Below are 15,205 nucleotides of genomic sequence, written 5' to 3'. Positions count from 1 at the left end.
CAAACCACGATGCGCGCAGCCTCGCGCATCGTTTTTCGCACCGCTTAGGGTTCGAAGGGCCGACGCTGGAACTGATCGTGGCCACACTTCGGACAGCGCGGCAGCACGTCCGGGGTATACACTGCCAGGTGATAGTGGCACTTCTCGCAGACCAGATTGCCCAGGCCGACCACCTCACCGCTGTGGTACACGCCGTGGTGATTCAGATCCTGAAAGACTTCGCGCCACTCGAGCTGCGTTTTGTCGGTGATATCAGCCAGTTCCTGCCACAGGCTCTCTTTGATCACCCGCATAAACACGCTGTCGCTCTCGTCTTCATGACTCTCTTCGTAGCTGCGGGCAAACTCCTCGAGATCGCGTTTTACTGCCGCAATCACCGACTCGATCTCGCTCTGCGTGAGATCGCCGGCGCGGGCGATTTTTTCCCGCGCCTGTGTCACCAGCGCGTCGATATCGCGCTCTCCATGGCGGAGCCGTTCGCTGAGCGAGGAGACCAGTTCACGGTAATATTGAGCAACCTTGTTCATCATTTCGCCTCCGGTGTGGTTAACGTCTTCTGATAATAGACCTTATTCCTCTCCCGCTGTGTCTGACAAGCCACAGAGTCGCGAAATAATCAGCGCGGCTTTTGCCGATGTTAATGTGCGAAAGGCTGTTTTGACGGGGGCGTTTGGGCTATGCTATGCCGATCTGAAATAACACATCCATTGGCTACATTTTGTAGCTGTATTGAAAACAGGACCACTGGCTGCCATGCAAGAGCAATACCGCCCGGAAGAGATAGAATCGAAAGTCCAGCTTCACTGGGACGAAAATCGTACATTTGAAGTAACTGAAGACGAGAGCAAAGAGAAGTATTACTGCCTGTCGATGCTTCCTTATCCTTCTGGTCGACTACACATGGGTCACGTGCGTAACTACACCATCGGCGACGTGATTGCCCGCTACCAGCGTATGCTGGGCAAAAACGTCCTGCAGCCGATTGGCTGGGATGCGTTTGGTCTGCCGGCGGAAGGCGCGGCAGTGAAAAACAACACCGCGCCAGCACCGTGGACCTACGACAACATCGCCTACATGAAAAACCAGCTCAAAATGCTGGGTTTTGGCTATGACTGGAGCCGCGAGCTGGCGACCTGCACCCCGGAATACTACCGCTGGGAGCAGAAGTTCTTCACCGAGCTGTACAAAAAAGGGCTGGTATACAAGAAAACCTCCGCGGTGAACTGGTGCCCGAACGACCAGACCGTACTGGCCAACGAACAGGTTATCGACGGCTGCTGCTGGCGCTGCGATACCAAAGTCGAGCGTAAAGAGATCCCGCAGTGGTTTATTAAAATCACCGCCTACGCCGATGAACTGCTGAACGATCTGGATAAACTGGATCACTGGCCAGACACCGTAAAGACCATGCAGCGCAACTGGATCGGCCGTTCCGAAGGGGTGGAAATCTCCTTTGACGTCAACAACTACGCCGATAAGCTGACCGTCTACACCACCCGTCCGGACACCTTTATGGGCTGCACCTACCTGGCTGTCGCGGCGGGTCACCCGCTGGCGCAGCAGGCTGCAGCGAACAATCCGGCGCTGGCTGCCTTTATCGACGAATGCCGTAATACCAAAGTAGCCGAAGCCGACATGGCGACGATGGAGAAAAAAGGCGTCGATACCGGGTTTAAAGCCATTCACCCGCTGACCGGCGAAGAAATTCCTGTCTGGGCGGCAAACTTCGTGCTGATGGAATATGGCACCGGCGCGGTCATGGCCGTTCCGGGTCACGACCAGCGTGACTATGAGTTCGCCAGCAAGTACGGTCTGAACATCAAGCCGGTTATCCTCGCCGCTGACGGCAGCGAGCCGGATCTCTCCGCGCAGGCGCTGACCGAGAAAGGCGTCCTGTTTAACTCCGGCGAGTTCAGCGGCCTCGATTATGAAGCCGGCTTCAACGCCATTGCCGACAAACTGGCAGCCATGGGCGTAGGCGAGCGTAAAATTAACTACCGTCTGCGTGACTGGGGTGTGTCCCGTCAACGCTACTGGGGTGCGCCGATCCCGATGGTGACCCTGGAAGATGGCACCGTGCTGCCGACCCCGGAAGATCAACTGCCGGTGATCCTGCCGGAAGATGTGGTCATGGACGGCATCACCAGCCCGATCAAAGCCGATCCTGAATGGGCGAAGACCACCGTTAACGGTCAGCCGGCGCTGCGTGAAACCGACACCTTTGACACCTTTATGGAATCCTCCTGGTACTATGCGCGCTACACCTGCCCGCAGTATCAGGAAGGGATGCTGGATTCGAAAGCGGCCAACTACTGGCTGCCGGTAGATATCTACATCGGCGGTATCGAACACGCCATCATGCACCTGCTCTACTTCCGCTTCTTCCACAAGCTGATGCGCGACGCGGGCATGGTCAACTCCGATGAGCCGGCGAAGCAGCTGCTGTGCCAGGGCATGGTGCTGGCTGACGCCTTCTACTATGTAGGCGAAAACGGCGAACGTAACTGGGTTTCCCCGGTTGACGCCATCGTTGAGCGCGACGAAAAAGGCCGCATCGTGAAAGCGAAAGACGCGGCAGGCCATGAGCTGGTGTACACCGGCATGAGCAAGATGTCCAAGTCGAAAAACAACGGCATCGACCCGCAGGTGATGGTTGAGCGTTATGGCGCGGATACCGTGCGTCTGTTCATGATGTTTGCGTCCCCGGCGGATATGACCCTCGAGTGGCAGGAATCTGGCGTTGAAGGGGCTAACCGCTTCCTGAAACGCGTCTGGAAACTGGTCTACGAGCACACCACCAAAGGGGACGTTGCGGCACTGAACGTGGCGGCGCTGAGTGAAGATCAGAAAGCGCTGCGTCGCGATATTCACAAAACGATCGCCAAAGTGACCGATGACATCGGCCGTCGTCAGACCTTCAACACCGCCATCGCGGCGATCATGGAGCTGATGAACAAGCTGGCGAAAGCGCCGCAGGAAGACGAACAGGATCGTGCCCTGATGCAGGAAGCGCTGCTGGCGGTGGTGCGTATGCTGAACCCGTTCACCCCGCACGCCAGCTTCACACTGTGGCGCGAGCTGAACGGCGAAGGCGATATCGACAACGCACCGTGGCCGGTGGCGGATGAAAGCGCGATGGTGGAAGACAGCACCCTCGTCGTCGTCCAGGTCAATGGCAAAGTTCGTGGTAAAATTACCGTTGCGGTAGATGCAACTGAAGAGCAGGTCCGCGAGCGTGCCGGCCAGGAGCATCTGGTCGCGAAATATCTCGACGGTAAAACCGTGCGTAAAGTGATTTACGTTCCGGGTAAACTGCTCAATCTGGTCGTTGGCTAAGCGCGGGAGGAAGCGTGCGATATCTGGTAACAATGTTGTTATCCCTGGCGGTGCTTGTCACCGCCGGCTGTGGCTGGCATCTGCGTAGCACTACGAAGGTGCCCACCACCATGAAAACCATGATTCTTCAGTCGAGCGATCCGAACGGACCGTTAAGTCGCGCGGTACGTAATCAGCTGCGTCTTAATGGCGTGGACCTGATCGACGCCAGCACGCTGCGTAAAGATGTTCCTTCTCTGCGCCTCGATGGTTCGTCGATTCAGAAAGATACCGCCTCGGTGTTCCAGGATGGTCGTACCGCGGAATATCAGATGGTCATGACCGTTCATGCCAGCGTCCTGATCCCGGGTCACGATATCTATCCGATTACCACCAAGGTCTATCGTTCGTTCTTCGATAACCCGCAGGCGGCGTTAGCGAAAGACGCCGAGCAGGATATGATTATCCAGGAAATGTACGACAAAGCGGCGGAACAGCTGATTCGTAAGCTGCCGAGCGTGCAGGTTGCAGATGTTGAAGCAACCCAGCAGGAAGAGAAACCGGTCGCCGGCAGCACGGCACCGGCTTCCTCGGGTAACCGCGTCTCCACCACTCTGGGTCAATGATGATTCGGTTGTACCCGGAACAACTCCGCGCGCAGCTCACTGAAGGGCTGCGCGCGGCCTATCTGCTGCTTGGCAACGATCCCCTGCTGTTGCAGGAAAGCCAGGACGCCATTCGCGAAGCCGCTGCCGCCCAGGGCTTTACCGAGCACCACACCTTCACCATCGATAACAGTACCGACTGGCAGGCGATTTTCGCGTTAAGCCAGGCGTTGAGTCTGTTCTCCAGCCGGCAAACGCTGCTGCTAATCCTGCCGGAAAACGGCCCTAACGCGGCGATCAACGAACAGCTGGCGACCCTGATCGGCCTGCTGCACGACGACCTGCTGCTGATAGTTCGCGGGAATAAGCTGACCAAAGCCCAGGAGAATGCCGCGTGGCTTACCGCCCTGGCGCAGCGGGCCGTCCAGGTCAGTTGCCAGACGCCGGAATACGCACAGCTGCCGCGCTGGCTGGCCGCCCGGGCCAAACAGCATCAGCTGCAGCTCGACGACGCGGCCAGTCAGCTGCTGTGCTACTGTTACGAAGGTAATCTGCTGGCGCTGGCGCAGGCGCTGGAGCGTCTGGCGCTGCTCTGGCCGGACGGTAAGCTGACCCTGCCCCGGGTTGAGCAGGCGGTAAACGATGCCGCCCACTTTACCCCTTACCATTGGGTCGATGCGCTACTGGCAGGCAAAAGCAAGCGCGTGCTGCATGTTCTGCAACAGCTCCGCCTTGAAGGCTGCGAGCCGGCGATCCTGCTGCGTACGCTACAGCGGGAGCTGCTGCTGCTGGTCACGCTCAAACGCCAGTCGACGCACACGCCGCTGCGCTCGCTGTTTGATAAACATCGGGTCTGGCAAAACCGCCGTCAGCTGCTCAGCGATGCCCTCGCCCGACTGAGCGGGGAACAGTTGCGCCAGGCGGTGACCCTCCTGACCCGCGCGGAACTGACCTTTAAACAGGATTACGGGCACGACGTCTGGCCCGAACTGGAAAGTCTTTCGTTGTTGCTCTGCCACAAAGCCCTGGCGGACGTTTTTATTGATGGTTGATATGACTCAGTTACAGGCAATCTATGGCGGCACCTTCGATCCGGTGCATTATGGTCACCTCAAGCCGGTCGAGATCCTGGCGAATCAGATTGGCCTGAGCAAGGTCATCATCATGCCTAACAACGTCCCGCCGCACCGTCCCCAGCCGGAAGCCACCAGCGCCCAGCGCGTGCATATGCTGAAGCTGGCGATTGCCGATAAGCCGCTGTTCACGCTCGACGAACGCGAACTGCAGCGTGACACCCCCTCCTGGACAGCAGACACGCTGCAGGCATGGCGCCAGGAGCAGGGGGCAGAAAAACCGCTGGCGTTTATCATCGGCCAGGATTCGCTGCTCACCTTCCCCACCTGGCACCGCTATGAAACCATCCTTGATAACGTTCATCTGATCGTCTGCCGCCGCCCGGGTTACCCGCTGACCATGGCGCACGACGCTGATCAGCAGTGGCTGGACCGTCACTTAACCCACGACGTAGAGCGCCTGCATAACCGCCCCGCCGGGGCCATCTACCTGGCGGAAACGCCGTGGTTCGATATCTCGGCGACGATTATCCGCCAGCGCCTCGAGCGCGGGGAATCCTGCGCCGAGATGCTGCCAGCCACCGTGCTGGACTACATCCGCGAGCAGGGACTCTATTGCTGACCCCGGACTGGGCCTGATGCTAAAAAAGCGCTATCGTAGCGCCACGTCTCCACCGCCTGTCTGAGCATCATCATGAAATTATGGTTAGTTCGCCACGGCGAAACCGAAGCCAACGTTGCCGGGTTATACAGCGGCCACGCCCCCACTCCTCTGACGCCGCGCGGCGTCGCCCAGGCGCGAGCGCTCGGCGAACGGCTGCGGGCAGTACCTTTCGACAAAGTCATCTGTAGCGAGCTTGCGAGAACCGGGACAACGGCCGATCTGCTGCTTGGCGATCGCCATATCCCGCGTGAGTGCCATGCCACGCTCAATGAAATGTTTTTCGGCGACTGGGAGATGCGTCATCATCGCGACCTTCAGCGAGAGGATGCGGAAAACTATGCCGCGTGGTGTGCTGACTGGCAGCACGCGGCCCCCACCAATGGCGAAAGCTTTCAGAATTTTGCCCGCCGCGTCAGCGAATTCACCACAACGCTGGCCGACTGCCGCCATCTTGACCACCTGCTGATTGTCGGCCATCAGGGCGTCCTGAGCCTGCTGACGGCCCTGCTGTTGCAGATGCCCGCGGCGGCGATGTGGCATTTCCCGATTGCCCATGGCGCCTGGAGCCTCCTCGATATGCGCGACGATTTCACCACCCTGCGCGTATTAAATAGCCAGGCCGTCTGGCAGCCGCAAGAAGAATTCCCGCCAGACCATTGACAGGCCACAGCAGGCTGCTATTCTCCGCTGCCGGGCAGCATCCGCCACAGCATGTTTGCAGAAATTGTTTTACAAAAATGGCGATGCAATCCGCGGCGAGGGATGGGATGATACCCCGCCACGAACGCCTGCCGACAGACATTTCACCCGACTTTTTCATCAGTTCAGGTATACTGTCAGGCTCTTTATCATTATCAATCTTCATGCACCCAGGGGGAACACTTGCAGGGTAAAGCACTCCAGGATTTTGTTATCGACAAAATTGATGACCTGAAAGGTCAGGACATCGTCGCCATTGATGTACATGGCAAATCCAGCATCACCGATTGCATGATTATCTGCACCGGCACCTCTACCCGTCACGTGATGTCCATCGCTGACCACGTGGTTCAGGAATCCCGCGCCGCCGGCATGCTGCCGCTGGGCGTTGAAGGGGAAGCCGCCGCCGACTGGATCGTCGTCGACCTCGGCGACGTGATGGTTCACGTCATGCAGGAAGAGAGCCGTCGTTTGTACGAGCTGGAAAAACTCTGGAGTTAATGCGTGAAGTTGCAGCTGGTGGCCGTTGGCACCAAAATGCCGGACTGGGTACAGACCGGCTTTAGCGAGTATCTGCGCCGTTTTCCCAAAGATATGCCGTTTGAACTGGTGGAGATCCCCGCCGGTAAACGCGGCAAGAACGCCGATATCAAGCGCATCCTCGAAAAAGAGGGCGAGATGATGTTGGCCGCTGCCGGTAAGAACCGTATCGTGACCCTGGATATTCCGGGAAAACCATGGGATACGCCGCAGCTGGCGCGCGAACTGGAACGCTGGAAACAGGACGGGCGCGACGTCAGTTTGCTGGTAGGCGGCCCGGAAGGCCTCTCTCCAGCCTGTAAAGCAGCGGCGGAACAGAGTTGGTCGCTCTCCACCCTCACCTTACCTCACCCGCTGGTGCGCGTACTGGTGGCCGAGAGTCTGTATCGGGCGTGGAGCATTACCACCAACCACCCGTACCACCGTGAGTAATGATGATCAGGGTAGACTAAGCAGCGAATGAAATTACAGAATTCTTTCCGCGACTATACGGCTGAATCCTCGCTGTTCGTGCGCCGGGCGCTGGTCGCTTTTTTGGGGATTTTGCTGCTTACCGGCGTTCTGGTCGCCAACCTGTACAATGTGCAAATCGTTCGCTTCAATGATTATCAGACGCGTTCGAACGAAAACCGCATCAAGCTGGTACCGATCCCGCCGAGCCGCGGCATTATTTACGATCGCAACGGCACCCCGCTGGCGCTTAACCGCACCATTTATCAGCTGGAGATGATGCCGGAGAAAGTCGATAACGTGCAGCAGACGCTGGATGCGCTGCGTGACGTCGTCGATTTAACCGACGATGATATCGCCGGCTTCAAAAAGGAGCGCGCACGCTCCCATCGCTTTACCTCGATTCCGGTAAAGGTCAACCTCAGTGAAGTGCAGGTTGCCCGCTTTGCCGTCAACCAGTACCGCTTTCCCGGCGTGGAAGTCAAAGGCTACAAGCGTCGTTATTATCCCTATAACTCGGCGCTGACGCACGTCATTGGCTACGTCTCAAAAATTAACGATAAAGACGTCGACCGCCTCGACAAAGAAGGCAAGCTGGCTAACTACGCCTCAACCCACGACATCGGTAAGCTGGGTATTGAGCGTTATTATGAGGATGTCCTGCACGGTCAGACCGGCTACGAAGAGGTTGAAGTGAACAACCGCGGCCGCGTCATTCGACAACTGAAAGAGGTGCCGCCGCAGGCCGGACGCGATATCTACCTCACTCTCGATCTCAAGCTGCAGCAGTATATCGAAACCCTGCTGGCCGGTAGCCGTGCCGCCGTGGTGGTCACCGATCCGCGTACCGGCGCCGTTCTGGCGCTGGTATCTACGCCAAGCTATGACCCGAACCTGTTCGTCGACGGCATCTCCAGTAAAGATTACTCCGGTCTGCTCAACGATCCGAACACGCCGCTGGTCAACCGCGCGACGCAGGGGGTCTACCCGCCGGCGTCAACGGTAAAACCGTACGTCGCCGTCTCGGCGCTGAGCGCCGGGGTGATCACCCGCAATACCAGCCTGTTCGACCCAGGCTGGTGGCAGCTGCCTGGCTCCGATAAACGCTATCGTGACTGGAAAAAATGGGGCCACGGCCACCTGAACGTCACCAAAGCGCTGGAGGAGTCTGCGGATACCTATTTCTATCAGGTCGCCTATGACATGGGCATCGATCGCCTCTCTGAGTGGATGAGCAAGTTTGGCTACGGCCACTACACCGGTATCGACCTTTCTGAAGAGCGCTCGGGCAACATGCCAACCCGCGAATGGAAGCTCAAGCGCTTCAAGAAACCCTGGTACCAGGGGGACACCATTCCGGTGGGCATCGGTCAGGGGTACTGGACTGCCACCCCCATCCAGATGAACAAGGCGCTGATGATCCTGATTAACGACGGGGTGGTGAAAGTGCCGCACCTGCTGCAAAGCACCGTGGAAGACGGCAAGCCCGTTCCGTGGGTTCAGCCGCATGAGCCGCCGGTGGGCGACATCCATTCCGGCTACTGGGAAATCGCCAAAGACGGCATGTTCGGCGTGGCCAACCGCGGCAACGGCACCGCGCACAAATATTTCGCCAGCGCGCCGTATAAGATCGCGGCCAAGTCCGGTACCGCCCAGGTGTTCGGCCTGAAGGCCAACGAAACCTATAACGCGCACCGCATCTCTGAACGTCTGCGCGACCATAAACTGATGACGGCGTTTGCGCCTTATAACAACCCTCAGGTTGCCGTGGCGATGATCCTGGAAAACGGCGGCGCCGGCCCGGCGGTCGGCACCATTATGCGCCAAATCCTCGATCACATTATGCTGGGCGATAACAACACCACGCTGCCAAGCGAAAACCCGGCGGTCACCGCAGGGGAGGATCAATAATGACGGATAATCCGAACAAAAAATCGCTGTGGGATAAAATCCATCTTGACCCCACCATGCTGCTGATCCTGCTGGCGCTACTGACCTATAGTGCGCTGGTTATCTGGAGCGCCAGCGGTCAGGACGTCGGCATGATGGAACGTAAAATCGGCCAGATCGCCATGGGCGTGGTGATCATGATCGTCATGGCGCAGATCCCACCGCGGGTCTATGAAGGCTGGGCGCCCTATCTTTATATTTTCTGTATTATTCTGCTGGTGGCCGTTGATGCTTTCGGCGCTATCTCCAAAGGGGCGCAGCGCTGGCTGGATCTCGGTATCGTCCGCTTTCAGCCGTCGGAGATAGCGAAAATCGCCGTGCCGCTGATGGTCGCGCGCTTTATTAACCGCGACGTCTGTCCGCCGTCGCTGAAGAACACCGCGATTGCGCTGGTGCTGATCTTCCTGCCGACCCTGCTGGTGGCAGCGCAGCCCGACCTCGGCACCTCGATTCTGATCGCCCTCTCCGGGCTGTTTGTGCTGTTCCTTTCCGGTCTAAGCTGGCGTCTTATCGGGATCGCCGTGGTGCTGGTCGCCGCCTTTATTCCGATCCTGTGGTTCTTCCTGATGCATGACTATCAGCGCCAGCGCGTGATGATGCTCCTCGACCCGGAAACTGACCCGCTGGGCGCCGGCTATCACATTATTCAGTCTAAAATTGCCATTGGCTCCGGCGGTCTGCGCGGCAAAGGCTGGCTGCACGGCACGCAGTCGCAGCTGGAGTTCCTGCCGGAACGCCACACCGACTTTATCTTCGCCGTGCTGGCCGAAGAGCTGGGGCTGATTGGTGTGCTGATCCTGCTGGCGCTCTATATTCTGCTGATCATGCGCGGGCTGTGGATCGCCGCCCAGGCGCAAACCACCTTTGGCCGGGTCATGGCCGGTGGTTTAATGTTGATTTTATTCGTTTATGTCTTCGTAAATATTGGTATGGTGAGTGGTATTTTACCGGTGGTGGGCGTACCGTTGCCGCTGGTGAGCTACGGGGGCTCCGCCCTGATCGTATTGATGGCCGGGTTTGGTATCGTGATGTCGATCCATACCCACAGAAAAATGTTGTCGAAAAGCGTTTAAAGGGGTTTGCAATGCGTAAGCAATGGCTGGGGATCTGCATAGCAGCGGGGCTGCTGGCGGCATGTTCGAGTGATGACGTGCAACAAAAAACGGTCAGTACTCCACAGCCGGCCGTCTGTAATGGCCCGACGGTTGAGATCAGCGGCGCCGATCCGCAGTATGAAACGCCGAACGCCACGGCGAATCAGGATTATGAGCGCGACGGTAAAAGCTATAAAATCGTTCAGGATCCGGCCAACTTTACGCAGGCTGGTTTTGCGGCGATCTATGACGCGGAACCTAACAGTAACCTGACCGCCAGCGGCGAAACCTTCGATCCGACCCAGTTGACCGCGGCGCACCCCACGCTGCCAATCCCGAGCTATGCGCGGATCACCAACCTCGCTAACGGCCGCATGATCGTCGTGCGGATTAACGATCGCGGCCCGTATGGTAACGATCGCGTTATCTCGCTCTCCCGTGCGTCTGCTGACCGTCTGAACACCTCGAACAACACCAAGGTGCGTATCGACCCCATCATCGTTGCGCCTGACGGTTCGCTTTCCGGTCCGGGAATGGCCTGCACCACCGTCGCCAAACAGACGTACGCCCTGCCCGCCCGACCGAATCTGGACGGCGGTGACGCCACAGGTATGAACCAGCCTGCGCCTGCCGACGTTCGCCCGATCAGCAACAGCACGCTGAAGCCGGAAGACAGCGTCGGGGCGCCGGTGAACAGCGGCGGTTTCCTCGGCGCCCCGACGCCGCTGAACAGCGGCGTGCTGGAGAGTAGCGAGCCGGCAGCCACGACCGCCGCCACTGCGGCCCCTGCTGCTGCCGTCGCGACGCAAACGGCTCCCGTCACCGCGCCAGGCTCCATCCAGGGTAGCGTAGCGGCGACAGCGGCCACTGCCGCGACCGCCAGCGCCGTTGCCGCCTCCTCTACCGCCACCTCCAGCGCCAGCGGTAATTTTGTCGTCCAGGTTGGCGCAGTGAGCGACCAGGCGCGGGCGCAGCAGTATCAGCAGCGCCTGAGCCAGCAGTTCTCGGTGCCAGGCCGGGTCACGCAAAACGGCGCGGTATGGCGTATTCAGCTGGGCCCGTTTGCTGATAAGGCGCAGGCCAGCGCCGTTCAGCAGCGCCTGCAAAGCGAAGCGCAGCTGCAGTCCTTTATTACTCGCGCCAACTAAACGCCGCGGGCAGCCCGTTCACCTTGCGCATGTAAAAGTCATTAACAAACTCATGCGCAATGTCGGATGCTGGCCCGCAGAGCATTTGCTATAGTAAGGCACTTTTTTTAACTCCATCACGGATGCCGTTGTTCTGACCATGAAGACCTCTTTCACCGCTCGTTTACTCATCACGGCGCTCTCCGTTGCAGCGCTCTCCTCCGCTGCCCGCGCCGATGACCTGAATATCAAAACGATGATCCCAGGCGCCCCGCAGATTGACGCCGAATCCTGGGTGCTTATTGATTACAACTCCGGCAAAGTGCTGGCGGAAAATAACGCCGACTCCCGTCGCGACCCGGCCAGTCTGACCAAAATGATGACCAGCTATGTCATCGGTCAGGCGATGAAAGCGGGTAAATTCAAAGAGTCCGATCTGGTCACTGTCGGCAACGATGCCTGGGCCACCGGCAACCCGGTTTTCAAAGGCTCTTCTCTGATGTTCCTCAAGCCGGGGATGCAGGTTCCGGTTTCGCAGCTGATCCGGGGTATCAACCTGCAGTCGGGTAACGATGCCTGCGTGGCCATGGCCGACTATGTTGCCGGTAGCCAGGACGCCTTCGTCAGCCTGATGAACAACTATGTTAACGCCCTGGGCCTGAAAAACACCCATTTCCAGACCGTTCACGGCCTCGATGCTGACGGACAGTACAGTTCCGCGCGCGACATGGCGCTGATTGGCCAGGCGCTGATCCGCGATGTGCCGAACGAGTACTCTATCTATCGTGAGAAAGAGTTCACTTTCAACGGCATCCGCCAGCTGAACCGTAACGGCCTGCTGTGGGATAACAGCCTGAACGTCGACGGCATCAAAACGGGTCATACCGACAAAGCGGGCTACAACCTCGTCGCCTCTGCCACCGAAGGCCAGATGCGTCTTATCTCGGCGGTGATGGGCGGACGTACTTTCAAAGGTCGTGAGTCGGAAAGCAAAAAACTACTGACCTGGGGCTTCCGCTTCTTTGAAACCGTCAACCCGATCAAAGCCGGCAAAGAGTTTGCTTCCGAACCGGCCTGGTTCGGTGACAGCGATCGCGCCTCGCTGGGGGTGGATAAAGATGTCTACCTGACCATCCCGCGTGGCCGGATGAAAGATCTGAAAGCCAGCTATGTGCTGAATAACACTGAACTGCACGCCCCGCTGCAGAAAAACCAGGTGGTCGGCACCATCAACTTCCAGTTAGATGGTAAAACTATCGATCAGCGCCCGCTGGTGGTGCTGCAGGAAATCCCGGAAGGGAATTTCTTTGGCAAAATTATTGATTACATTAAGTTAATGTTCCACCACTGGTTTGGTTAAAAATCGAACACTTGAAAGTGTGATTTCCATCCCCATATACTATTTATCCAAGTAACCTGATAACTCCCGCCCTTGGTGGGAGTTATTATTTTGTCGTAACACCGGAGCTGACATGAAAACCAAACTTAACGAACTGCTGGAATTCCCTACCCCCTTTACGTACAAAGTAATGGGACAGGCGTTGCCGGAGCTGGTTGATCAGGTGGTGGAAGTGGTACAGCGCCATGCGCCTGGTGATTACTCGCCGTCAGTAAAACCGAGCAGCAAAGGTAACTACCACTCGGTTTCCATCACCATCAACGCCACCCACATTGAGCAAGTGGAAACGCTGTACGAAGAGTTAGGCAATATCGATATCGTACGGATGGTGCTGTAACCTTTTCCCCGACCCGGCCGCCGTGCCGGGTCCTTTCATCCCCTTCCGCTCTGCTGTGATATACTCCCCGCCCTGAGTCCTCTCTTCCCGGCGGAGATGTTGTTTTGCAGCACAATAAAATTCTTATCCGGCAGCTTGGCCTGCAACCATACGAACCCATCTCGCAGGCGATGCATGAATTCACCGACGCCCGCGATGAAGACACCCTCGACGAGATCTGGCTGGTGGAACATCACCCGGTCTTCACTCAGGGCCAGGCAGGCAAAGCGGAACACGTGCTGGTGCCCGGCGATATTCCGGTGATCCAGAGCGATCGCGGCGGCCAGGTGACCTATCACGGTCCAGGACAGCAGGTAATGTATGTTCTGTTGAACCTTAAACGCCGCAAGCTGGGTGTGCGCGAGCTGGTGACGCTGCTGGAGCAAACGGTCGTTAATACCCTGGCCGAGTATGGCATCGAATCGCATCCCCGCGCCGATGCCCCTGGGGTCTACGTCGGCGATCGCAAAATCTGCTCACTGGGACTGCGGATCCGCAAAGGGTGCTCTTTCCACGGTCTGGCGCTCAATATCGCGATGGATCTCGCGCCATTTCTGCGCATCAATCCCTGCGGCTATGCCGGCATGGAGATGACGCAAATGCGCCAGTGGCAGCCAGAGGTGACTCCAGAGACGGTCGCCCCGCGGCTGGTCGCCAATCTGCTGGCGCTGCTGAACCATCCCCCGCACGAATATCTCCCCCAGCAGTAAACGGTAGATCAGCGCCCCGCAGGCAGCGGGGCGCTAAACGATTAACACATTATTTTTGCAATCAATTGTCACGTACGGGAGGCGGTGGGCCGCTATACTTGCCCTATCATTCCCAACCGGACTCATCGCGTGCCAGAGAATACGTCTCCGTCAGAATCCCCTGAACGACAGGATGAACGTTATGACCGCCAGATGTTTCGCATCCTGCGCAATATTGACCTCAACCTGTTAACCATCTTCGAAGCCGTTTACGTCCATAAAGGCATCGTCAACGCCGCTAAGATACTGAATATCACGCCATCGGCTATTAGCCAGTCGATTAACAAACTGCGGGCGCTTTTTCCTGACCCGCTGTTTATCCGCAAGGGGCAAGGTGTGATGCCCACCGCGTATGCTACCCATCTTCATCAGTACATCAGCCGGGGTATGGAGGCTTTCCTCAGTGCGCTGGATATCGCTGGTAGCCCCCACCAGCAGCGGGTGATCACTATCGCCACCACGCCAGGCATGGGGGCGCTACTGATACCCATCGTGGCCAGTGCGCTAAAACCGGCCTTTCCGCAGATCCTGTTGCACAACATCGCCATCACCGACGCCGCGCGGCAGCTCGACCAGCGCCAGGTGGATCTGTTAATTGACACTCATCTGCACAGCGGCCAGGCGATAAGCCATCATGTGCTGTACCAGGATCGGGTACGGATGTACTGCCGTGCTGAGCACCCCGCGCTGCACGGCCCACAGGATGAAGCCCATCTCGCTCAGTATGAATTTGCGCTGCTGCTTCCGGAAGGCCAGCGCTACCCCACCCTTCACCGCCGCCTGCAGGAAGAGATGGGCGAACGACGCTGCGGATTCAGCACCTTTAACCTGCTGACCCAGGCAGCCATGATCGCCGAGAGCGACATGCTGGGGCTGACCACCGAGCGCCTGTTCGCCATGGTATCCCGGCTCTGGCCACTGCAAACCCTGAATTTTCACTCCCTGCAGGACGAAAAAATTAATGTTGCGCTGCACTACAATAAGCAAAGCGGGAAGGAGCCATTGCTGAAAGAAATTATCGAGACGGTAATCCAGGCGTTTAAGGCGTAGCGCACGGAAAGGAAAAGGATAAAACAACAACTATTTTACAATTTGCGAGGCAGGCAGGCTGCTTTCTGCCCCTTTTCAATGGTATACTGCCTGCTCTTGATTCAAAAATAGTTG

Annotated in this window: 15 protein-coding genes; 14 read left to right on the top strand and 1 reads right to left on the bottom strand. The window is 57.8% G+C overall.

Annotated elements, in window-relative coordinates; translation table 11 throughout:
• Positions 1-44: 44 nt before the first annotated feature.
• Positions 45-527 (bottom strand): zinc ribbon-containing protein, encoded by a 483-nt coding sequence (locus NKJ21_RS21865; RefSeq protein WP_032691348.1) that lies wholly within the window; start codon positions 525-527, stop codon positions 45-47.
• A 226-nt stretch (positions 528-753) separates the two neighbouring features.
• Between NKJ21_RS21865 and leuS the strand changes: the two genes are divergently transcribed.
• The 14 genes from leuS to NKJ21_RS21795 all read left to right on the top strand — a co-directional run bounded on the left by leuS (position 754) and on the right by NKJ21_RS21795 (position 15,091).
• Positions 754-3,336, top strand: coding sequence for a leucine--tRNA ligase (gene leuS, locus NKJ21_RS21860; RefSeq protein ID WP_012542455.1), 2,583 nt, complete (start codon positions 754-756; stop codon positions 3,334-3,336).
• A 14-nt stretch (positions 3,337-3,350) separates the two neighbouring features.
• Positions 3,351-3,941 (top strand): LPS assembly lipoprotein LptE, encoded by a 591-nt coding sequence (lptE, locus tag NKJ21_RS21855; protein WP_008805640.1) that lies wholly within the window; start codon positions 3,351-3,353, stop codon positions 3,939-3,941.
• Entirely contained in the window at positions 3,941-4,972 is a 1,032-nt protein-coding gene (gene holA, locus NKJ21_RS21850) for a DNA polymerase III subunit delta (protein WP_032691138.1), read from the top strand. The genes lptE and holA overlap by 1 nt, the downstream gene beginning before the upstream one ends.
• Entirely contained in the window at positions 4,965-5,615 is a 651-nt protein-coding gene (gene nadD, locus NKJ21_RS21845) for a nicotinate-nucleotide adenylyltransferase (RefSeq protein WP_012542457.1), read from the top strand. The genes holA and nadD overlap by 8 nt, the downstream gene beginning before the upstream one ends.
• Positions 5,616-5,687: 72 nt before the next feature.
• Entirely contained in the window at positions 5,688-6,317 is a 630-nt protein-coding gene (locus tag NKJ21_RS21840; RefSeq protein WP_032734973.1) for an adenosylcobalamin/alpha-ribazole phosphatase, read from the top strand.
• Between the two features lie 222 nt (positions 6,318-6,539).
• Positions 6,540-6,857, top strand: a complete 318-nt coding sequence (gene rsfS, locus NKJ21_RS21835) for a ribosome silencing factor (protein WP_002894623.1) — start codon at positions 6,540-6,542, stop codon at positions 6,855-6,857.
• A gap of 3 nt (positions 6,858-6,860) precedes the next feature.
• The gene (rlmH, locus tag NKJ21_RS21830; RefSeq protein ID WP_002894620.1) at positions 6,861-7,328 is read left to right on the top strand and encodes a 23S rRNA (pseudouridine(1915)-N(3))-methyltransferase RlmH; all 468 of its coding nucleotides are present in this window, start codon (positions 6,861-6,863) and stop codon (positions 7,326-7,328) included.
• 27 nt (positions 7,329-7,355) lie between these two features.
• The gene (mrdA, locus tag NKJ21_RS21825) at positions 7,356-9,257 is read left to right on the top strand and encodes a peptidoglycan DD-transpeptidase MrdA (protein ID WP_008805636.1); all 1,902 of its coding nucleotides are present in this window, start codon (positions 7,356-7,358) and stop codon (positions 9,255-9,257) included.
• On the top strand, positions 9,257-10,369 hold the full coding sequence (gene mrdB / locus NKJ21_RS21820; protein WP_008805635.1) for a peptidoglycan glycosyltransferase MrdB: 1,113 nt from the start codon (positions 9,257-9,259) through the stop codon (positions 10,367-10,369). Before mrdA ends, mrdB begins: the two co-directional genes overlap by 1 nt.
• 11 nt (positions 10,370-10,380) lie before the next feature.
• Positions 10,381-11,538 carry an endolytic peptidoglycan transglycosylase RlpA gene (gene rlpA / locus NKJ21_RS21815; protein ID WP_008805634.1) on the top strand — a complete coding sequence of 386 codons (1,158 nt, stop codon included), beginning with the start codon at positions 10,381-10,383 and terminating at the stop codon, positions 11,536-11,538.
• A 139-nt stretch (positions 11,539-11,677) separates the two neighbouring features.
• Entirely contained in the window at positions 11,678-12,877 is a 1,200-nt protein-coding gene (gene dacA / locus NKJ21_RS21810; RefSeq protein WP_008805633.1) for a D-alanyl-D-alanine carboxypeptidase DacA, read from the top strand.
• A 112-nt stretch (positions 12,878-12,989) separates the two neighbouring features.
• The gene (gene ybeD / locus NKJ21_RS21805) at positions 12,990-13,253 is read left to right on the top strand and encodes a DUF493 family protein YbeD (RefSeq protein ID WP_002894474.1); all 264 of its coding nucleotides are present in this window, start codon (positions 12,990-12,992) and stop codon (positions 13,251-13,253) included.
• A gap of 104 nt (positions 13,254-13,357) precedes the next feature.
• On the top strand, positions 13,358-14,002 hold the full coding sequence (gene lipB / locus NKJ21_RS21800; protein WP_012542459.1) for a lipoyl(octanoyl) transferase LipB: 645 nt from the start codon (positions 13,358-13,360) through the stop codon (positions 14,000-14,002).
• Between the two features lie 129 nt (positions 14,003-14,131).
• On the top strand, positions 14,132-15,091 hold the full coding sequence (locus NKJ21_RS21795; protein ID WP_305198420.1) for a YbeF family transcriptional regulator: 960 nt from the start codon (positions 14,132-14,134) through the stop codon (positions 15,089-15,091).
• Positions 15,092-15,205 lie beyond the last annotated feature (114 nt).

This window comes from Klebsiella sp. SWET4 (assembly GCF_024296565.1).
In the GTDB taxonomy this organism is placed as follows: domain Bacteria; phylum Pseudomonadota; class Gammaproteobacteria; order Enterobacterales; family Enterobacteriaceae; genus Klebsiella; species Klebsiella variicola.
The sequence above is the reverse complement of the archived record's forward strand: the minus strand, read 5'-3'. Positions and strand labels throughout refer to the sequence as shown.